Source organism: Vibrio salinus (genome assembly GCF_021272385.1).
Taxonomy (GTDB): domain Bacteria; phylum Pseudomonadota; class Gammaproteobacteria; order Enterobacterales; family Vibrionaceae; genus Vibrio; species Vibrio salinus.
On sequence record NZ_JAJSDZ010000009.1, the window covers coordinates 702,479 to 723,138 of the forward strand.

Annotated in this window: 21 protein-coding genes; 12 read left to right on the plus strand and 9 right to left on the minus strand. The window is 43.5% G+C overall.

Annotated elements, in window-relative coordinates; genetic code table 11:
- Positions 1-67: 67 nt before the first annotated feature.
- Positions 68-532 (minus strand): thioredoxin-dependent thiol peroxidase, encoded by a 465-nt coding sequence (bcp, locus tag LRQ06_RS11480; protein WP_232766454.1) that lies wholly within the window; start codon positions 530-532, stop codon positions 68-70.
- A gap of 348 nt (positions 533-880) precedes the next feature.
- Between bcp and dapA the strand changes: the two genes are divergently transcribed.
- Together dapA and bamC are read left to right on the plus strand one after the other, a co-directional pair.
- Positions 881-1,759, plus strand: coding sequence for a 4-hydroxy-tetrahydrodipicolinate synthase (gene dapA, locus LRQ06_RS11485; RefSeq protein WP_232766455.1), 879 nt, complete (start codon positions 881-883; stop codon positions 1,757-1,759).
- Between the two features lie 59 nt (positions 1,760-1,818).
- Positions 1,819-2,832 carry an NlpB/DapX family lipoprotein gene (gene bamC, locus LRQ06_RS11490; protein WP_232766456.1) on the plus strand — a complete coding sequence of 338 codons (1,014 nt, stop codon included), beginning with the start codon at positions 1,819-1,821 and terminating at the stop codon, positions 2,830-2,832.
- Between the two features lie 33 nt (positions 2,833-2,865).
- Here bamC and LRQ06_RS11495 read toward each other — a convergent pair whose 3' ends face one another.
- Genes LRQ06_RS11495 through LRQ06_RS11510 form a run of 4 tightly spaced genes read right to left on the minus strand, consistent with a single transcriptional unit; the run spans position 2,866 to position 5,266 of the window.
- On the minus strand, positions 2,866-3,081 hold the full coding sequence (locus tag LRQ06_RS11495; protein ID WP_232766457.1) for a DUF2897 domain-containing protein: 216 nt from the start codon (positions 3,079-3,081) through the stop codon (positions 2,866-2,868).
- Positions 3,082-3,092: 11 nt separating this feature from the next.
- Positions 3,093-3,767 (minus strand): M15 family metallopeptidase, encoded by a 675-nt coding sequence (locus LRQ06_RS11500; protein ID WP_232766459.1) that lies wholly within the window; start codon positions 3,765-3,767, stop codon positions 3,093-3,095.
- Positions 3,768-3,769: 2 nt separating this feature from the next.
- The gene (dapE, locus tag LRQ06_RS11505) at positions 3,770-4,903 is read right to left on the minus strand and encodes a succinyl-diaminopimelate desuccinylase (protein ID WP_232766461.1); all 1,134 of its coding nucleotides are present in this window, start codon (positions 4,901-4,903) and stop codon (positions 3,770-3,772) included.
- Between the two features lie 12 nt (positions 4,904-4,915).
- On the minus strand, positions 4,916-5,266 hold the full coding sequence (locus LRQ06_RS11510) for an ArsC family reductase (protein ID WP_232766463.1): 351 nt from the start codon (positions 5,264-5,266) through the stop codon (positions 4,916-4,918).
- A gap of 200 nt (positions 5,267-5,466) precedes the next feature.
- On the opposite strand from LRQ06_RS11510, the gene LRQ06_RS11515 reads away from it, so the two are divergent.
- Together LRQ06_RS11515 and LRQ06_RS11520 are read left to right on the plus strand one after the other, a co-directional pair.
- Positions 5,467-5,748 carry a winged helix-turn-helix domain-containing protein gene (locus tag LRQ06_RS11515; protein WP_232766465.1) on the plus strand — a complete coding sequence of 94 codons (282 nt, stop codon included), beginning with the start codon at positions 5,467-5,469 and terminating at the stop codon, positions 5,746-5,748.
- Positions 5,749-5,903: 155 nt separating this feature from the next.
- Positions 5,904-6,680, plus strand: coding sequence for a hypothetical protein (locus LRQ06_RS11520; protein WP_232766467.1), 777 nt, complete (start codon positions 5,904-5,906; stop codon positions 6,678-6,680).
- A gap of 36 nt (positions 6,681-6,716) precedes the next feature.
- Here the strand turns inward: LRQ06_RS11520 and ahpF are convergent, their stop codons facing one another.
- Positions 6,717-8,285, minus strand: a complete 1,569-nt coding sequence (ahpF, locus tag LRQ06_RS11525; RefSeq protein ID WP_232766469.1) for an alkyl hydroperoxide reductase subunit F — start codon at positions 8,283-8,285, stop codon at positions 6,717-6,719.
- 172 nt (positions 8,286-8,457) lie between these two features.
- Positions 8,458-9,015, minus strand: a complete 558-nt coding sequence (gene ahpC / locus LRQ06_RS11530; RefSeq protein ID WP_232766470.1) for an alkyl hydroperoxide reductase subunit C — start codon at positions 9,013-9,015, stop codon at positions 8,458-8,460.
- Positions 9,016-9,305: 290 nt separating this feature from the next.
- Between ahpC and LRQ06_RS11535 the strand changes: the two genes are divergently transcribed.
- Positions 9,306-10,478: a sugar transporter gene (locus LRQ06_RS11535; protein ID WP_232766472.1), complete on the plus strand. Its 1,173-nt coding sequence runs from the start codon at positions 9,306-9,308 to the stop codon at positions 10,476-10,478.
- Here the strand turns inward: LRQ06_RS11535 and LRQ06_RS11540 are convergent.
- Positions 10,439-11,029 carry a TetR/AcrR family transcriptional regulator gene (locus tag LRQ06_RS11540; protein ID WP_232766473.1) on the minus strand — a complete coding sequence of 197 codons (591 nt, stop codon included), beginning with the start codon at positions 11,027-11,029 and terminating at the stop codon, positions 10,439-10,441. The two genes, LRQ06_RS11535 and LRQ06_RS11540, sit on opposite strands and share 40 nt — an antisense overlap.
- 177 nt (positions 11,030-11,206) lie before the next feature.
- Here LRQ06_RS11540 and LRQ06_RS11545 point away from each other — a divergent pair, with 177 nt between their 5' ends.
- On the plus strand, positions 11,207-12,313 hold the full coding sequence (locus tag LRQ06_RS11545; protein ID WP_232766475.1) for an efflux RND transporter periplasmic adaptor subunit: 1,107 nt from the start codon (positions 11,207-11,209) through the stop codon (positions 12,311-12,313).
- Positions 12,310-15,384 carry an efflux RND transporter permease subunit gene (locus LRQ06_RS11550; RefSeq protein ID WP_232766477.1) on the plus strand — a complete coding sequence of 1,025 codons (3,075 nt, stop codon included), beginning with the start codon at positions 12,310-12,312 and terminating at the stop codon, positions 15,382-15,384. The genes LRQ06_RS11545 and LRQ06_RS11550 overlap by 4 nt, the downstream gene beginning before the upstream one ends.
- 5 nt (positions 15,385-15,389) lie before the next feature.
- On the opposite strand, the gene LRQ06_RS11555 is transcribed toward LRQ06_RS11550, so the two are convergent.
- Positions 15,390-16,430 carry a LacI family DNA-binding transcriptional regulator gene (locus tag LRQ06_RS11555; RefSeq protein WP_232766479.1) on the minus strand — a complete coding sequence of 347 codons (1,041 nt, stop codon included), beginning with the start codon at positions 16,428-16,430 and terminating at the stop codon, positions 15,390-15,392.
- A gap of 231 nt (positions 16,431-16,661) precedes the next feature.
- On the opposite strand from LRQ06_RS11555, the gene LRQ06_RS11560 reads away from it, so the two are divergent.
- From LRQ06_RS11560 to LRQ06_RS11580, 5 genes are all read left to right on the plus strand, one after another.
- Positions 16,662-17,114 carry a PTS sugar transporter subunit IIA gene (locus LRQ06_RS11560; RefSeq protein WP_232766481.1) on the plus strand — a complete coding sequence of 151 codons (453 nt, stop codon included), beginning with the start codon at positions 16,662-16,664 and terminating at the stop codon, positions 17,112-17,114.
- A gap of 20 nt (positions 17,115-17,134) precedes the next feature.
- Positions 17,135-17,422 carry a PTS sugar transporter subunit IIB gene (locus tag LRQ06_RS11565; RefSeq protein WP_232766483.1) on the plus strand — a complete coding sequence of 96 codons (288 nt, stop codon included), beginning with the start codon at positions 17,135-17,137 and terminating at the stop codon, positions 17,420-17,422.
- Positions 17,423-17,430: 8 nt separating this feature from the next.
- Positions 17,431-18,687 carry a PTS ascorbate transporter subunit IIC gene (gene ulaA / locus LRQ06_RS11570; protein ID WP_232766484.1) on the plus strand — a complete coding sequence of 419 codons (1,257 nt, stop codon included), beginning with the start codon at positions 17,431-17,433 and terminating at the stop codon, positions 18,685-18,687.
- Between the two features lie 183 nt (positions 18,688-18,870).
- Positions 18,871-19,527, plus strand: coding sequence for an HAD family hydrolase (locus LRQ06_RS11575; protein WP_232766485.1), 657 nt, complete (start codon positions 18,871-18,873; stop codon positions 19,525-19,527).
- A 225-nt stretch (positions 19,528-19,752) separates the two neighbouring features.
- Entirely contained in the window at positions 19,753-20,589 is an 837-nt protein-coding gene (locus LRQ06_RS11580; RefSeq protein WP_232766487.1) for an AraC family transcriptional regulator, read from the plus strand.
- The last annotated feature ends 71 nt before the right edge of the window (positions 20,590-20,660 follow it).

Here is a 20,660-nt window from a genome sequence, read left to right on the forward strand (position 1 = left end):
TTATTGTACACAGTAATGAAATGCCGGCAATTGAGCGTTTGCCGGCATTTTTATTTTTCAATGGCGGTTATTGATTCAGGTAGTCAAGAACGACCTGGTGGTGATCTTTTGTTTTGAATTTATTAAAGACATGTTCAATGACGCCGTTTTCATCAATCAGAAAGCTGATACGGTGTAATCCGTCATAGACTTTCCCCATGAATTTTTTTTCTCCCCAGACACCATAAGCTTCTGCTGTCTGATGGTCTTCATCTGAAAGTAATGTGAAGTTCAGTTCATCGCGTATTGTAAACTTATCCAGCCGGGCTACTGCGTCGATACTGACTCCAAGAACGACGACATTCAGATCATCCAGTTGTGTTTTTATATCACGCAGTCCCTGAGCCTGAACGGTACAACCGGGCGTCATGGCTTTCGGGTAAAAATAAAGGAGTACTTTTTTCCCCTGAAAATCGGATAAAGAGACGGTTTCACCGCTTTGATTCTGTAATGAAAATTGAGGAGCACTGGCTCCCGCCTGTAATGTATTCATTATTCTTTTTCCTTCTTTTTCTGACTTTACGTTAACCTGATATCAATTTAGCAATTTATCGGGTTAATTTTATTCTGGACATGGTAGCATAATCGGTATTATCTATAGTCTTATTATATTGGTTTTATCTGTCCTTTTTCGCTCGGTCATGCATAACAAAGTTTGTGTTTTAGCTCTATACCTTTCCTGAAAATTCTATTTCGTTAGGAATGAGTGATGAAATTTTTAGAACCAGATCAATCAATAATAAATATTCACTAATTTAGCAAAAATAAGCGCAATGAATCACTTGTGTTTATTCATCGCATTACAGTACCATGCAGGTAGTATCAACCTAGGGAGAAAGACATGTTTTCTGGAAGTATTGTCGCATTAATTACACCTTTTAGACACGATGGCGAAGTAGATTATGTCAGTCTGAAGAAGCTGGTTGATTTTCATGTAGAATCAGGGACCGACGCTATTGTTTCTGTAGGCACTACAGGCGAATCTGCGACTCTTAGTATTGAAGAGCATGTCAAAGTTGTTGAAAGAACTGTTGAATATGCTCAGGGACGTATCCCAATTATTGCGGGTACAGGTGCGAACGCAACACATGAAGCATTAACATTTGCTCGTTTGTTGAATAACACTGGTATTGCTGCTTGTTTGAGCGTGACGCCATACTACAACAAGCCAACACAGGAAGGTATGTACCTTCACTATAAAGCGATTTCTGAAGAAACCGATACCCCTCAGATTTTATATAATGTACCAGGCCGCACTGGTGTTGATTTACACCCTGAGACGGTTGGTCGTTTGTCAGAGATAAAAACCATTGTCGGCATCAAAGATGCGACAGGTGATGTAAGCCGCGTTAAAAAACATCGTGAACTTTGTACTGATGATTTTGTCCTACTCAGTGGTGACGACAGTACCGGTCTTGAGTTTTTAGAACTTGGCGGTAATGGTGTTATCTCAGTAACCAATAATTTAGCAGCAGCAGATATGGCTAAAATGGTTCATTTAGCACTGGAAGGACGTTTTGATGAAGCGAAAGAACTGAACAAACGTCTGCTTGGACTTCATAAGAATTTATTTATTGAATCCAGCCCAATTCCAGCAAAATGGGCTGCTGAAAGAATGGGAATCATTGAATGTGGGCTCCTTCGCCTGCCAATGACACCGCTTTCTGAATCAGCAATTCCAGCTGTTGAACAGGCAATGAAGGACGCAGGTCTTCTATAATTGCGTGAAATTTAGTATGTTTGCCGGGGTAATTACCTCGGCTTCCTATAGGAGTTTCAATGAAGTTTTCTTGTCAGCTAGTGAGTAGTACACTAGCTGTTTTAGTTTTATCCGCTTGTTCAAATAATGCTGTTGAGCGTAAGCAGGCAGAAGATGACTATGCATATCTGGATACCACGGCTCTTCATGCGTGGAACTATCCGAAAAATGCGACGCCGGAAGTTTATCCTCAATACGCTATACCATCAGGTCAGTATCATGGTGAAACGGGAGAGGCCGTCGATATCCGTCCACCTCAGGAAATTCTGGAGCTTCTGTCCGGAGTCAGAATTCAGCAAAAAAATAAAACGGCTGAATTGTGGATGGTAAAACGCGGGTTAGCAGATAAGCTCTGGTCTCAGATTATTTCTTTTCTGGATTCTTCCGGAGCCCGATATTCACGTCAGAGTCATGTTATTCAGACTGACTGGGTATCCTGGTCACCCAAGGATGAGCCGTCTCCTGTTATCGGCCGCTATCAGTTTGAGAAGTTAGCCAAAGCGAATCAGGAAGGCATTCAGATACGGCTTTTGGATCTGAAGCAGAACAGAAAGTCGCAAATAAATAATGTCTCACTTGCGAATCGTTATACTGCAGAAATGGCTAATGCCGTGGTTATCCGCTATGACGCCAAAGCCAGAAGTGATGAGGCGACACGCATTCAGAATCAGATGAATAATATCAATATTCAGATGGGAACGGATCGCAGTGGGTTACCTGTTATTATCGCCCGGGCGCCTTTTAATGTTACCTGGCAGCGTTTGCCGGTATCGTTGATGAAAATCGACATGATGTCTCAGGATAAAGCTGAGTCTCAAGGGACGATTAAAGTTGAATATAAGACACCGGATAATGATGTGTGGTCTTCGCTGGGTGTTAAGCCAGTTGATCTTAAGAGCGGGACTTATACATTCTTGTTAGGGGATTTAGGAAACCGGACATCAATCAATATCACCGATTCGAAAGGTAAGCCTGTTACAGAGAGTGCACTGAATTCTTTTGTGCCAGTGCTATCGAAGCTATTAGAGAAATAGTCTTATCTGTTATTTGAATATCCAAGGACACTGCTAATGTTCAGTGTCCTTTTTTTTGTTTTCTGTTTCTTCGTCGTTAAGCGCTTTGCGCCGTTTTTTGTCCAGTTCGATTAACCGGTCAAGATCACTTTCTTTCTTTTTATATGCATCCAGATTTTTTGGTGTCAGATATTTGAAAGCGGCCATATTACCAATCAGTATAATCATGATTAAAGGTATGATGACCCATGGAGAAGTCAGTATATCCATCGGAATTACCATTAAAGTGACAGGTTACTAATATATTGAGTGTAGAGGCTTTTTAACCTGGGTAAAATAAACTTTTTTCCCAGAAGCGGTTCATCTCTCAGTTGTTGGGTAATTAATTCCACACTGAGGCTTTTCAGACAATCGCTTGCAACTGGACGATAGCTTAGGTGCCAGGGTTCGATAGCCACTCCGCCAAGATCTTGCTCATAGGGGAAGTAAAAACCATAAGTTACTGCGTGTTTCACCAGCCATTGGTAGAATGGCTTTTGGTGAGACTGAAGGTATTCCCAGGGTTCCAGTTTCATCGTAACACCATCAGGCAGTCCTGCCCGGTCATAAACATCAAAGTCGGTTCCCCAGTGATGACGGCTGGTTCCCGGCAGAGCAGACCATTTCATAATAGCGTGGATTTTGTCTTCGGCATTCAGGGTAAAGATATCCACCGGGTGACTATTGCTATCTAACACGGTTCTTTGCCCCGAATATTTTCCGTTCCAGATGGTAAGCTGCTGCTCAAAACTCCTGAACCCACTGGCAATATGAAAGTCGAACCCATCTCGGTTTGCGGCATGTATTAACTTTGTCAAATCATCAGTGACATTTTGATGTATGAGAAAGTGCTTTCTGCCGATAAGCTGTGAGCATAAGTGAGTTGTTACTTTCCCTGTCAATTGGTCAGGAGTCATTATCACGCCAACAGGTTCTCCATGATTTTTTCATACATATCGGTCAGTTTTTCTAAGTCGGTGATACTGACACACTCATTGACTTTATGAATGGTGGCATTGACCGGTCCGAGTTCTATTACCTGAGATCCCATCTGAGCAATAAAGCGTCCATCGGATGTACCTCCGGTGGTTAATAATTCCGGTGTCTGATGATTAATCTGAGTGACGGAATCAACAACAGCATCTAGTAACGGTCCTTTGTCTGTCAGGAATGGAAGACCATTCAGTACCCAGCTCAGCTCGTAATCAAGACCGTGCGCATCCAGTGTTGAATGCACCCGGCTCTTTATTTCGTCTGCGGTCAGCTCTGTACTGAACCGGAAATTAAACTGAACATAAAATTCACCCGGAACCACATTGGGTGCACCTGTACCGGCCTGAACGTTTGGAATCTGAAAACTGGTCGGCGGGAAAAAGTCGTTGCCGTTATCCCATTTGGTTTCTGTCAGCTCTGCAATTGCCCGAAGTGCTTCGTGGATTGGATTACGGGCCAGATGTGGGTAGGCTACGTGCCCCTGAACACCTTTCACGACCAAATCACCTGTCAGAGAACCACGACGTCCGTTTTTTACCACATCGCCGACATGGTTGGTACTGGAGGGCTCGCCAACGATACACATATCTATAATTTCATTACGTTCTCGGAGTGTATCAACAACACGGGTGGTTCCGTTAATAAACGGACCCTCTTCATCGGAAGTAATCAGAAAGCTGATTGAACCTTTGTGGTCAGGATTTTTTTCCAGAAACCGCTCAACGGCGATAATCATACAGGCAAGAGAGCCTTTCATATCGGCAGCACCACGTCCGTGCAGATGACCATCGATGATAGTAGGTTCGAAGGGGGATGTATGCCACATCTCTTCATTGCCAGCCGGAACAACATCGGTATGACCTGCAAAGGTAAATAACGGTGCTTCACTGCCTTTTCTTGCCCATAGGTTAGTCGTATCTTCAAATACCATGACTTCAATTTTAAAGCCTAAAGCGTTAAGACGTTCGATCATGACTTTTTGGCAGTCGGCGTCTTCCGGGGTAATCGATTTACGACTGATTAAGTCTTTAGCCAGTGCTAAAACAGGACTGTCTGTCATCCTTGGTTTCCTTTATTCTGAAAATAGTTTTGCATATTGCTCTGGTTTAAAACCAATGTGATATTTCCCATCAATACAAAGAACAGGGCGCTTTATCATTGCCGGATATTCTACAAGAAGTTTTACGACAGATGTGCCATTAATTTCGTCTTTTTGTTCCTGTGAAAGCTGACGGTAAGTTGTTCCCCGTTTATTTAGTACGCTTTCCCATCCCAGTTGGTTACAAAAAGTGGTTACCATATCTTCATCGATTCCCTGCTTACGAAAATCATGAAAAGAATAGGAAATCTGTTGAGCTTCCAACCATTTTTTTGCTTTTTTTATCGTATCGCAGTTGGAAATTCCATACATGATGACTGACATACATTCTCCTTGGAAAGATAGTTTGATGTATCCCTAAATCCTATCAGGAAGTGATTGATTCCACAAAAATATGCCCGGGATTCACTATTCTGCAAATAACTTAGCAAAACCAGTGACATGACTGAAAGATCTATTGATCGAGCGCAACACACGTTAAGCGAAAACAGAAATAATGGTGTTGCACGATATAGGAGGTTTCGATGGAATTGAGTCCTGTTTTTGCTCGGAGGTTGTATTTAGCGTATCTCGTTGAAAATACTGAAAGGCCCAATGTTCCTAAATTGATAGAGAAAACGGGTTGGCCACGCCGTACAATTCAAGATGTATTAAAAGCGTTACCTGGAATCGGTATTGAGCTGATGTTTATTCAAGATGGTCGTCGTCACAACGATGGATACTATAAGTTATCTGATTGGGGCCCTTTCGATAGTCAATGGATTTTAGAACGTCAAACAGAAATTGAATCCAGCATTGCAAGATAATAAAAAAGCCAGATTTTCTGGCTTTTTTATATTCAGGCAGAATTAAGCCATCTGGATGTGAATGCGATCTCTGCTGCTGAAAATGATGTTCTCTTTCTCATTTCATGTGGATACCGTCTATTCTTTTAGTAGAGACGTTTTGTATCGGATATGGAATGAAAAAAGCAGAAAAGACTCCTTGTCTTCGTGACGCGCTTTCTGTTTCCCCAGAGCAAAGAAAGCAACATAACCTGCCTTACACTGAAAACGGTATCGTTTATAAAATTTTAGATGAAGATGACATTGAAAAGGCATCTGACTGTCTGACGACATCGTATTTTAATGATCCTAAAACAGAAATTGCTGCGGGTACTCATCACATTGGGTTTCAGGCGTATTTCGACCAATTCAGACCTTATTTTAAAGGTATTTGTTTACGGTCTTCCTGTGAAAGTAAAGGGCCATGTCTGATAGCGGAAAATGAGTCCGGCGATATCGTCGGTGTTTTAATTACCAATCAGTATGAATTCCGGAAACATGAATTTGACCTGTTTTCTGACATTCCTGTTCCGCCAGAGTATGGTGCTGTTACTAATATGATTAATCGTCTGGTGAGGGAAACAAATGAAATGTTTCCTGAGCTGAGTACGCATAAAACGCTTCACTTGTTCATGGAAAGTGTATTGCCGCAATACCGGCATCGAGATATAGGGTTAAATTTGGGCATTTTGTGTCTGGAGAGAGCAATAAAAAGTGGGTATCACTATCTTGTCGCGGAAGTGTCGACAAAAGCAACTCAGCATATGTTAAAGAGTCTGTTTGATTTTCAGATTGCAGCCAGAATCGACTACCAGAGCTATTGCTATAAAGGGGAGAGGGTATTTGCGAATCTGATGAATACGGAAAATGAACTGAGGTGTCGTTCTTTTATCTCAATGGTAAAAAAACTATAAGATGCAGCCAGTATTGACTGCATCCTGATTTTATTATTATCCCTGTTGACGGATTAAGTAATCAAAGGCCGATAAGCTGGCCTTAGCGCCTTCACCCATGGCAATAATAATTTGTTTGTAAGGAACTGTGGTTGCGTCACCAGCGGCAAATACGCCGTTCATATTGGTTTCGCAACGGGCATTGATTTCAATTTCACCACGTTGAGATAATGCGACTGACGAATCTTTCAGCCATTCGGTATTGGGCACCAGACCAATCTGGACAAAAATGCCGGATAATTCTATTTGTTTAATTTCGTCAGTATTACGATCTTTGTATGTCAGTCCTGTTACCCGTTTGCCATCTCCGACCACTTCTGTGGTCTGTGCCATGGTGATAATATCAATATTAGGCAGTGAGTTTGCTTTGTTAATCAGCACCTGATCGGCTCTTAACGAGTCTGAGAATTCCAGAACCGTCACATGTTCAACGATGCCGGCTAAATCAATCGCGGCTTCAATGCCTGAGTTACCACCACCAATAACGGCGGTTTTCTTTCCTTTAAACAACGGGCCATCACAGTGCGGGCAGTAAGCAACGCCTTTATTGCGGTATTCCTGCTCTCCCGGTACATTCATTTCACGCCAGCGTGCGCCCGGGCTTAAAATTAAGCTCTTGCTTTTTAATCTGGCACCACTTTCCAGGCTGACCTGAATATAGCCGTCATCTGTATGCTCAGCACCCATGATTTTGTCAACCTGTTGGTCTTCGACGATATCGACACCATATTCATTCAGGTGCTCACCTAAATCGGCAGCCAGTTTCGGACCTTTCGTTTGTTTTACTGAGATGAAGTTTTCGATGGCCATGGTGTCCATGACCTGTCCGCCAATACGTTTAGCAACCAGACCGGTACGGATTCCTTTGCGAGCTGAGTAGATGGCAGCGGCACTACCACCGGGGCCTCCACCGATAACAAGCACATCAAACGGGTCTTTCTTACTGATGTCCGCTGCGGCTTTTTCCGCGGCGCCATCGTCTACTTTGGTTAGAATTTCAGACAGAGACATACGACCCTGACCAAAGACTTCGCCATTCACATAGACCGTCGGGACCGCCATGATGTCACGTTGTTTGACTTCTTCCTGAAATAAAGCACCGTCTATCATCGTTACTTTTATGTCCGGATTAATGGCTGCCATCATGTTGAAAGCCTGAACCACATCCGGGCAGTTCTGACATGACAGAGAAATGAAAATTTCTACGTCCAGTTTTTTGTCCAGACGGGCAATTTGCTCGATGACACCGGATTCCAGTTTTATCGGATGCCCACCTGAGTGAAGAAGAGCCAGTACCAGAGAGGTAAATTCGTGTCCCATTGGTATGCCGGCAAAGCGTAACTGAGTGCTTTTATCCGGATTGGAGACTGTCATCACGGGTTTTCGTTCACTGGCTGAATCGTCACGGGTGACGGAAATAAATGAACTCAGTTCTGCAATTTCATTTGCCAGTGATTCGATTTCCTGTGAAGCCTTGCTGTCATCTAGACTGACCACTAAGCGGACATCTTGTTTAAGATTCGCAAGGTATTGTTGTAATTGTTGTTTTATTGCCTGATCTAACATGGTTAATTCATCCTGATTACTAAATCTTGAGTGGTCACTCTGGATAAAAGATTTAAGGGGAGAGCAGACAGAGATCTTAGGTCGTCAGGGGAAAGATCTCCGGTCCGCTCTCAATTTTTCTGATTTTTGGCCGGGAATTTTCCAGCCCAAAAGTCAATGATGGTCGGCCTGCTTAGATTTTACCGACAAGGTCTAGTGATGGTGCCAGAGTGGCTTCACCTTCTTTCCATTTTGCAGGACAAACTTCACCCGGGTGAGCGGCAACATACTGAGCCGCTTTAATTTTACGAAGCAAATCTTCAGCATCACGGCCAATACCTTCAGCAGTGATTTCAACGGCCTGAATAATGCCTTCCGGATCGATAACGAAAGTCGCGCGGTCTGCAAGACCCTGACCTTCACGCATTACACCGAAATTGTTTGTGATAGTTCCGGTTTGGTCGCCAACCATGTAGTAGTTGATTTTGCCAATCGTGTCTGAGCTGTCATGCCATGCTTTATGAGTAAAGTGAGTATCGGTTGATACAGAAAATACTTCGACGCCCATCTCCTGAAGTGTTGCGTAATGATCTGCAAGGTCACCAAGCTCAGTTGGACAAACGAAAGTAAAGTCAGCTGGATAGAAGAAGAATACTGCCCACTTACCTGCGATGTCTTTTTCAGAGATTTCTACGAATTCCCCCTGTTTGAATGCCGTTGCGTTGAATGGTTTAATTTGAGTGTTAATCATGCTTTACTTTCCTTTAAATAATATTAGTTGTTCATTGCAGTATCTTGCGTTCGGAAAGTATATTCCCATCCCCGGGAGTTAAACGGAAATCGCTTGTTTCTATTGAATTGATAGGTGAAATCAATGCATCTCCGCCGGATGTAGAGTGAGCCGGTAGTTTTTGTTTATTTCTTCTACTGAGCGATTATGAATTTATTATTTCTACCGTATCTTTATTTGCCATAAAAAGGATAAAATACGTTATTCTTCAATTGATTCGTTCATTTATGAACGCTTTGTCCGGCAGTCCTATGTCACCATCAAAAACAACACAAACCAGGCAAATTCTGGCACTGACTGTTGCCGGGTTTATTTTTCAGACGACGGAGTTTGTGCCTGTCGGATTATTGAGTGACATTACGACTGAATTTCATATGTCGGTTGAAGGAACTGGCTGGATGCTGACGATTTATGCATGGATTGTTGCTTCGTTATCTCTGCCCTTGATTATTCTTACCCGAAAAATTGAACGGAAACAGCTGATGATTGGGGTTTTTATCCTCTTTATTTTCAGCCATATCTTTTCGTTTTGTGCCGGTACATTTGAACAATTGTTGTTTAGTCGTATCGGTGTCGCTGTGGCTCACTCTCTCTTTTGGTCAATGACGGCCAATCTGGCAATTCGCCTTGTCCCGCCGGAGAGAAAGCCATTTGCATTAAGTATGATTGCGACAGGGACTTCCCTGGCTTTAATTCTGGGGGTCCCGGTGGGCCGGATTCTCGGGCAGTTTTTTAGCTGGCGAGTGGCTTTTGTTGCCATTGCCATAATGGCTTTGCTTGTCCTGCTTGCTCTGATACGTCTGTTGCCAGTATTGCCCAGCACGTTCAAAGGTTCAGTCAGGCAGGTTTCTGAGTTGTTCAGGAGCCGGTTGCTGCTACTCTTGTATCTTTTTACGTTTCTGGTTTTTGTCAGTCATTTCACAACATATAGCTATATTGAGCCTTTTCTGAAAAACGTTGGACACTATGCAGAGAATTCGGTAACACTATTTTTGCTGTTGTTCGGGGTGGCAGCCATGGTCGGAAGTTTTTTATTTAGCCGTATATGTCGGTATTTTTCTCCAAAAGCCCGGTTTATCTGTTTTACCGGCATTGTTTTGTGCTCGATGTCGCTGCTACCTTCGTTAGTTTCCAGTGTGCCATTGCTGTTTATGTTGATTATGATTTGGGGGTCAACCCGGATTATGATGATGCTGTGCTTACAGTCTGCGGTGCTTTCAACAAATGATAAGGGTGGAGATTTTGTGATGGCAGTGTTCTCAAGTATTGTGAATATAGGGATTGGGGGCGGCGCATTAATCGGCGGTAATGTTATCCGGGAATACGGTTTAACGAATATCGCATACGTCAGTGTTGCGATAGGTGCTGCTGCGATTTTCGTTCTTTATCTGATTCTGTCAAAAAGTGACGGAGAGCTGTCCTGAATACCGTTAAATAATGCTTTGGTAGCCAGTTTCACCGATTGCTTTATGTCTTTTTCTGTCCGGTTAAACTCCCATACCGCATAGATAATTCCGTCAATCAGACGGGCAACCCAAATCTCCGGTAGTGTGTTATCAATCAGACCTTCTTTTTGTGCCAGCCGGATGAGATCAATCATCTCGGATTCCTGACGTGAATACAGAGCCTTAATTTTTTCAGACGGGTACTTTTCCGGCTCGAACTGGCACATCAGTTTATATTCTTTTTCCAGGTGAAGCATCGTTTCAAAAAGTAACTCGAAAAAGTGTTTTGTACTTCGTGCTTTCGATTCTGCTTTTAGCAACTTGTTGTCAATTTCTGTCAGACAGCGGATGAGTAGGGCTTCGAGTAATGATTCTCTGTTGGGATAAAGCCGGTATAGCGTCGCTCTGCCAACCCCGGCAAGTTTTGCAATATCCGTAAATGGTGTATCCGGATTTTCGGTCAGTGTCAGAAGAGCCGCTTCCAGAATAGCGTTATTGGATTTTTTCAGCCTTGCATCATTGAATTTCACTTAGTTGCCTTTGTCCTGAAAATGGGAGTGTCTTTCTATCTTACCAAATATTTATGAGACGCGCTTGTATCATAAAATAAAATTAACTATGATACATATGTGTCTCATAAATTATCTGTGTTTTGCCAAAAAAGATGGGCATTTTGACTGAATAGATCACTTCCGGAGCCGTTGGCAATGAAAAAGTATGTATGGAAAGTATTAATTCTCAGTGTTGGAGGATTGCTGCTTTTATGGAGTCTTTCAGAAAAAAGCCGGAATATACCTCCGGAACATCAGAATGAATCCATTCCCGGAGTCTCTGTGATTAAAGTGATACCGGCACAATCGTCTTTATCTGTAAAAGTATCGGGCATCACGATGGCTCGGTGGCCGCTGTTAATGAAATCAGCTGTTTCCGGACGGGTTATTTCGATAGGCGGTAAAACGTCTCCTGGCGATCATCTGGAAGAAAAGCAGACGTTGTTAAAGATATCGCCGGTGTCATATCAGGTCGCTGTGGATGACGCCAGAACAAAAGTCGCAAAAGCTCAATTTGAACTGATGAACTATCGTCATAAACAATACGTAGCGGAAAAAATCTCCCGAGGAAACAAGCTTTCTTCATTTGGGCGTTTTGAGCCACATATCAGTATGGCCAAGTCAGAACTGACGTCTGCCAGAACGGAGCTCGCTTATGCTCAGGAAATGCTTGAACAGACAACGGTTAAAGCCCCTTATCCGGCCATTATGGTGAAAAAAATGGTGGTCCCCGGACAGTGGGTAGATGCTGGCGAGTCAATGTTTCAGATTGTATCAAGTGAATCCGTTGATGTGAGAGTTGAATTATCCAGGGGGGATTGGCAGCGGTTAAAAAGAGTACTTTCCGTTGGATGTTCAGCAAAAGTGACGGCATTTCCCGGAACCCGTTGGGATGCCAGTATCCGGTATATTTCTCCGGTTTTCGATGAGAAGACCCGTCAGAGAAGTCTTGTACTAAATGTCAAACATCCGTTTGTCGGTAATGATCCTTTGCTTCCGGATCAATTTGTAGAGGTTCTCTTTTCTGTACCACTATTGCGAGATGTTGTTGAGGCACCTTCATCGGTGTTAACTCAGGATGGCCAGGTATGGAGTCTTGTTGAAGGGCGGTTGAAACTTGAGCGTATTGAGCTGATAGAGGAAACACCGGGGAAAGTCCGTTTTCGTTATAAGCAAAAACCGGATCAACCTCGATTATTAGTTCGTTTTCCGCTGAGTTCGATGTTACAGGGGCAAAAGGCCCTGCCGGAGAAGACGGAATGAAAACAGCAACAAAGTGGTTTATTGATAACCCGGTGGCAGCGAATTTGCTGATGATTTTTATACTGGTGGCCGGCTTTCTGACAATGGGCACATTGCGGGTTGAATCTTTTCCACAAATCCCTCCGACCCGGCTGACGGTTTCCGTAGAATACCCCGGAGGGACAGCCAGACAAGTCGATGACGGTATTACTCAGCGCATAGAAAATGCCATCAGAGGGATCGCCGGTATTAAAAGTGTGATTAGTGAGTCAAGACCGGAATCGGCCATCATTTATATCAGGAAAGCAACGGGGGTCAACCTTGATCGGCTTATTGAAAATGTGCGGAATAAGATAGACGGCATTAAAGGTTTTCCAGCACTGGCTGAGCGCCCGGTTATTCAACGGGATGAATTTACCAACCTGGCTGCTTTTATACTCATTTATGGCGGACATGACCAAAATCTTCTGCAGAAAGTGGCAATTAAAGTCAAAAATAAGCTTCAGAGTAATGCCAGTATTTCTCAGATAACCAATTTAGGTAAACGCAAACAGGAACTGCGTATTGAGCCTGATTTAGAAAAATTGAAACAATATGGTTTGGATCCGACGGTGCTTTCCGGGCGGATCAATCAGTTTTCAACGGAATTCAGAAGTGGAAAACTGAAATCTTCGTCCGGGGTGATTGTTCTTAAAGGCGATCGTTATGCTGATAATTTACTGAAACTGAAAAATTTACCGATTGTCATCACGCCGGATTCAATAGTCAGACTCAGCGAAGTGGCTAATGTGCTCCGGACTTATCAAAACGATGACAGCATCGTGCGGTTTCAGGGAAAACCAGCCATTGCTCTGATGATCTCTACCAGCACAAAGGACAATTTACTTCATGTCAGTGACGCAATAAAAAAAGAGCTGAAGTTATTACAACCGGCCCTGCCTTCCGGTATTCAAACTGACGTCATGGCGGATATGGCTCCTTATATCGATAACCAGCTAGAGATGCTCGGTTCAAATGCTATTCAGGGACTCATCATTGTTGTGATTATTTTGGGATTGTTTCTTGAAGTCAGACTGGCACTTTGGGTCGCGATGGGTATTCCGGTATCGCTTGCCGGAGCGATTTGGATGATGGGTCTGCCTTATTTTAATTACAGTATTAATGATATTACACTGTTCGGTATGATTCTGATCCTCGGTGTTCTGGTGGACGATGCTATTGTTGTTGGTGAAAGCATACATCAGGAACGGCAAACCGGATTATCCCCGGCTGAAGCGTCGTTAAAAGGTGTTGATTCGGTTTCGGTCGCAACGGTTTTTGGTGTATTGACGACGATTGCGGCTTTTTCCCCCATGCTATGGATTGAAAATGAACTGGCTAAAGTGCTGGCAGGGTTCTCCGGCGTGGCTATTTTAGCCCTGATTTTTTCTCTGATAGAAAGTAAATTCATTCTGCCAACACATTTGTGTTTTCCTGTCAGTTCGGAGCCGAATCGGCATCGTTTCTCCAGAGGGCTTCAGTATTGCCGGAAAGCGGTCAATGATGCGCTTTGTTATATCAGTGATTCCGTTTATTGTCCGTTACTGACTTCGGCGTTAAAAAACAGAGTGACAGCATTATCGGTGTTTTTACTTATTGCCCTCAGTGCTTATATGGCTGTCGTTAACGGGCATATCCGCTCTGCCTTTTTTCCGGATATTCCCGGAAGGTACGGTACACTTATTGTCAAAATGGATCAGAGTGCTTCACCTGAGTTAAGTAAAAAGCATATCGCTCATCTGGAAAAAGCGGTACTAGCTACGTCAAAAGCATTACAGGATATGTTTAACCTCCACCATCCGCCGGTCAGTAAATATTTTGTTTCCCGGGAATCTCTGGACAAACTGGAAGTAGATATCGAACTTTCAAATGAGGCGCTGTCGGCTATTCCGGGAGATAATGTATTGTCAGTATGGAAAGCAAAAACGGGTAATCTGGAAGGCAATGTTTCAATGCAGTACACGTTATCCAGTGAGTTTGCCGGAAGCTCTTCACTGGTTGTGTCTTCTCCGGACCGGGCGCTGGCTAAGTATGTGGTGGCGAAAATTGAAGCTCGTCTGAAAGCCATTAAAGGGGTGAAAGATGTTACCGATAATGGCTCATCGGGAAGAAGACAGCTACAGGTTGTGCTAAATAACAGAGGCATTCAGTTAGGTATCAGTCAGCGAGATATTGCCAGAGTCATTGGCAGTACTTATGGTGAAATTGAGCTTCACCGTTTACTGGAAAAAGGCGAGGAAGTATCGGTTGTTGTCCGGATTCCCAACCGGGAAAGAAAGACGTTAACTCAGTTAGCGTCGACTCCGGTTAAATTGAACGATGGCAGCTATGTTTCTCTTGGAGACATCGCAAAACTGACTTTTTCTCATCAGGCTCAGATCATTAACCGGCGTAATTACGATGAAGTGATAGAGGTTTCCTGGAGACAGGTGCAGAGTGTTATTTCAGCCGAGGAAGTTTTAAACATATTAAACAAAAATGCGATACCTCAACTTCAGAAAATGTATCCGGAAGTGAAAATTTCCCGGTCGGGAGCGTTTGCTGAGCAGGACGATGTTCAGCATGGTTTCCGAAAAGCCATGTTACTGACATTATTGCTTATTTATGTTCTTCTTGCTGTGCCTTTGAAGTCGTACTGGCAACCTTTCATTATTATGTCAGTGATTCCATTTGGATTTGCCGGTGCCATTTTCGGGCATGGTCTGATGGCGTTACCGGTGAGTTTACTCTCTATGTTTGGGATGATGGCGATGACAGGGGTCGTTATCAATGATTCTCTGGTACTACTGACCCGGTTTAATCAGCTTTACGAGTCCGGTTTGGGGGGTAAGGTGGCTCTTATTGAGGCGGGAAGAAGCCGGATGAGAGCGATTTTCCTGACAACATTAACGACAGTCTGTGGTTTGCTCCCATTGTTGTCTGAAACATCTGAACAGGCACAGTATCTGAAACCTGCGGCTGTATCGTTGGTGTTTGGTGAATTATTTGCTACTCCGATTACGTTAATATTAGTTCCGGTTATTCTCAGTCTGGGTAAAAAGCTATCCGGTTAGGGCTCTTAATTCTTTTCCAGTTTATGAGTGCTTGAGCCGCGATAGAGTTTAAAACCGACATCGATAGCCATATTTTGTGAAACGGTGCCTCCCAGTAGTGAAAGAATTTGCTCACCGGCTTTTTTCCCCATTTCTGAGTAGTTAATCCTGGCACAGGATAATCTGGGGTAAGTGTGTTCACATGAGGCGGACCCATTGAGGCAAACTATGGAAAGATCCTGAGGAACTTTGATTAGTTTCCTCTGACACTCGAAAAGGACGCCCAGCGCGATTTCTTCATGACTGCAAACCAGCGCATCAAGGGTAGGATCGCGTAATAGCAGCTTCGATAGTCCATCACTTCCCAGTTCGAATGAAGCGGTTTCCGGTGCCGTCAGAAAGTGGTCAGGGGCAAGGTAATTCTCTATCAGGGCACTTTGCCATCCATGAAGCATATTTTGTAGTACGGAATGATGATCTCTGGCCCCGATAAAGCCGACATTTTTGCATCCCCGGTGGAGAAGGTGTTTGGTACAGGCTTTGGCAATTTCAAAATGATTAGCACCGATGCAGTGATAACGGGAGGCGTTATTAAACTCTGCGATTTCAATGACCGGTGTTTCCGTTGATGCAATGAGGTTATGTACTGTTTCACTGTGTTGTGAACCAAATAATGCGATAGCATCGGGGCGACTTTGCATGAACGTTGAAAGCAGCTTTTCTTCCAGTTCCGGTGAATAGTCACAATAACCCAGTAGTAACTGGTAACCCTGTTGATTCAGTTTTTTCTGAAAACCCGGTAAGAACAGGGAGCATGCTTTGTCGGTTAAAGAGGGAAGAATGACGGCGATCATTTTGCTTTCACCAGAAGCTAACGCGCCGGCAGCTTTATTCGGTATGTAGCCTAACTCTTCTATTACCTGCTGAATTTTTTCTCTGAGCTTCTCTGAAACCAGCTCAGGAGTTCTCAACGCCCTGGATACGGTCATACTACCTACACCGGCTTTTTTAGCGACATCTGCGATTGTGACTTTGCCTGATCCTTTTCTCTTTCTTGTTTGACGCATTACTTTATATCAATTTCCTTTATTTCACTGAGTGAATAATAACACGACAGAATGGCTTTGTTTGCATTTACTTCATGCTGTTTTTCAGTCTTTTAAGATAAAATGATAGCGCTATCACAAATAATGATAGCGCTATCAGGTAGCGCTATCGTTTGTGATCAAACCTAAACTTTTCTACTCATTTGCCCGTTACAGTAGGCTGCATTGTTCATTGCCAAAGTTCAGATACTTATGCTTACAAAATTATTAACACCAGATGTGATTCACATTTATCACGACGATTTTGACTGGCGTACGGCGGTCAAAAAAGGGTGTGAACCGTTGATCCGAAATGGTGCCATCAATGCAAGTTATGTTGATGCAATTTACCGGTCACATGAAGCTATAGGACCTTATTATGTTCTGGGACCGGGAATTGCGATGCCTCATTCCCGCCCGGAAGATGGGGTTAACCGGATAGCATTGTCATTAACGGTATTTAAACAAGGTGTCTCTTTTGGTTCTGAAGAAAACGATCCGGTTCATTTGCTTGTAACTTTGGCCGCTGTCGACAGTAACAGCCATGTTGACACTATTGCTCAGTTAGCCGAGCTATTTATGAACGATGAGGATGTACGGAAAATATGTGGGGCTGACTCGGTCACTGACATAACAACAGTGCTGGAAAAATATCGAAAACTTTAACCTGAACGGAAGGTAACAGTATGAAAATAATGGTAGTTTGTGGAAATGGTCTGGGCTCCAGTTTGATGATGGAGATGTCCCTGAAAACCATTCTGAAAGATCTTGGTATTGATGCCGAAGTCGACCATACCGATCTCGGTTCGGCAAAGGGCATGCAGTGTGACATTTTTATTGGTACTAAGGATATTGCCGAACAGCTTCAGTCTATGAATGTTGAGCCGGTTATTGTGAGTCTGGATAACATGGTAGACAAAGGGGCAATGAAAGAACGTCTGTCGGAAGGACTCAAAAAAGTGAATGCGCTTTAGGAGGTCATATGGAATTTTTCAAATTTCTCATGAACGATGTGCTTTCTGAGCCTGCTGTATTAGTTGGGGTTATTTCTCTGATTGGTTTGATTGCACAGAAAAAATCGGCTACGGAATGTATCAAGGGGACAATAAAAACCATCCTTGGGTTTGTTATTCTTGGTGCGGGTGCCGGACTGGTTATCACATCTCTGGGTGGGTTTGCTCAAATATTTCAGCATGCCTTTCACATTAGTGGTGTTGTTCCAAATAATGAAGCCATTGTGTCTATTGCACAAAAAAGCTTTGGGCGTGAAATGGCAATGATCATGTTTTTTGCCATGGTCATTAATATTGTGATTGCCCGGTTTACTCCCTGGAAATTTATCTTTTTGACCGGTCACCACACACTGTTTATGTCGATGATGGTGGCGGTTATCCTTTCGTCCAGCGGAATGAAAGGTGTTCCTCTCATCGCTTTGGGTTCGGCTGTGGTTGGGGTTACGATGGTCTTCTATCCTGCGATTGCTCACCGGTACATGAAACAGGTAACCGGTTCGGACGATGTCGCTATCGGGCACTTTTCTACGTTGTCTTACGTACTTGCCGGTTTTATTGGTAGTAAATTCGGTAATAAAGAACATTCCACCGAAGACATGAACGTTCCCAAGAGTTTACTGTTTTTGCGGGATACGCCTGTAGCCATCTCTTTTACGATGGCGATCATTTTTATTGTGACGTGTTTGTTTGCCGGTGGGGATTATGTTCGTGAAGTCAGTGGCGGTAAACAGTGGTTTATGTATGCGATCATGCAGTCAATTACCTTCGCGGGCGGCGTATACGTTATCCTGCAGGGGGTTCGTATGATCATCGCCGAAATCGTTCCAGCTTTCAAAGGTATTTCAGACAAACTGGTTCCTGATGCTAAACCGGCACTGGATTGTCCGGTTGTTTTCCCATACGCCCCTAATGCTGTGCTGGTTGGATTTCTGTCCAGTTTTGTGGCTGGGGTTATCGGTATGTTTTTGCTCTATATGCTTCACATGACAATTATTATTCCCGGTGTGGTTCCGCATTTCTTTGTTGGTGCGGCAGCTGGCGTGTTTGGAAATGCAACCGGTGGTCGCCGGGGGGCTATTTTAGGTGCATTTGCTCAGGGTCTGTTGATTACCTTCCTGCCAGTTTTCCTGTTACCGGTTCTGGGGGATCTGGGCTTGGCAAATACGACCTTTAGCGATTCCGACTTCGGAACGATTGGTATTCTGTTGGGACTGATTGTGCGTTAGCTTAGAATCTGACTTGACCTTATTTAAAACACGGGGCGCTATAGTTCCGTGTTTTTTATTGTAGGGTAGACCTGTTTCAGGTATATGGTCGACAGGTGTTATGTAATTTCAAGCTATTACACTGAAAATACGATAAAATGCGCTTTTGGGTAGGAGATTAAAGCAAAACATCGGGTTGTGATTATGACAGGTAAAAAAGAGCTGTTTGTATTTGATATGGATGGTGTTTTACTCGATTCGGAGCCTTATTGGCGCAGAGCGCAAATTGATTTGTTAAGTCGGTTTGGCGTTATCATTACCGAAAAAGACTGTATTCGGTACACAATGGGAAAACGAATTGACGATATCTCTGAATTCTGGATAGTGCGTTTTCACTTAGATGTCTCACGAAGCCATTTCGCAGAGCAACTTCTGAATATGACGGCTGCACTGATTCGTACACATGCTGAAGCCCGAAAGGGAATTGATCAACTCATCGGCTTTTTACAACACCACGGTTTTCGGATAGCACTTGCGACTTCCTCAAGCCGTCCTATTATATCAGCGGTTCTGAACAAACTTGGCTTAAACGATGTTTTTGAACTGACATTAAGTGCTGATAGCGTAGAAAATGGAAAGCCTGCTCCAGACATCTATCTGGACGTGTGTCATCAGTTAAAGGTTGAACCCGAAAATGCCTTTGCACTGGAAGATAGCCTAACGGGGGTAACCGCTGCCGTCAGAGCAGGAGTGACGACAATCGCCATACCTGAAAAGGTGACGCCTGAGTTTTATATTGCCAGCCATCAGGTTTCAGACATAGAAGATGTAATTGACGTTATTTCCGGGTATATAAAATGATTCTGTAATTCATCAAACTTTGGTTTCATCTGTCAGATTCTTTTAAAAAAACGTTAGAACATATTGTTGTCCAACGGCGTCATAAAATTTTGCAAGAGACCAAATAGGTGAGAAGTGTTTTACTGACTCACTTTCTGTTTTTCAAGTGAAAGTAAAAAGCAATTTTGTACAAAACTAACCGGAGCAAATGGGGTAGACTGGCATTTCAGGGAAAGAGAGTAACCAATGCCAAAACGAACAAAGAAATTCAAAGAAGATGCAAGTTTTACCATCGCTGCTGAGTTGGGTGGGCTGGAAATGCTGCACGCAAAATATAAGCGGCAGAATTTCTCTCGTCACAGCCATGAAGGTTACACCATTGGTGTGATAGAGAAAGGTGCGCAGTCGTTCTATCGTTCCGGAGGGAATCATTTAGCACCAAAAGATCATATTATATTGGTCAATGCTGATGAGGTTCATACCGGACATTCAGCAACCGAAGGTGGCTGGGAATACAAAGCAATATATCCACTTCCTGAGCAGTTTTCGGCAGTGACCCAGGGAATTGGTGCTCATTCTTCAGTTCCTTATTTTCCTGAACCGGTAGTGCATGACCCGCTGGTGGCTCAGCAGTTACGGCTGGTTTTTTCAACTCTTGAAAATTCAGATAACCGCTTGCTGAGGGAAACGTTGATCTATGGTGCGTTAGTCAAACTGATGGCGCGCCATAGCCGGAGTCGTCAGGATTATGAGATAAAGAAAAAAGGCCAGAAACAGGTTTTAATCGTAAAGACATTCCTCGATGATTTTCCTCAGGCTGATGTTTCTCTGGAAGAGCTGGCATCACTGGCTGGTTTCAGTCCTTATTATCTGGTTCGGGCATTTCAGAAAGAATTCGGCCTTCCTCCTCATGCTTATCAGATTCAAAGTCGTCTCCGGTATGCAAAAAAACTGCTTCGGGCCGGGTACGTTATTTCCGATGCCGCACAGGAAGCCGGTTTCCATGATCAGAGTCACTTTCACCGGCATTTTAAACGGGCTATGGGTATTACACCGAAACAATTTACTCAATCGCTCTCTTAATGCTACATTCTTTTTTGCGATACAGGACAATTTTGTACAAGTATTGGTCCGGTCTTTGTGGCGAAATGAAA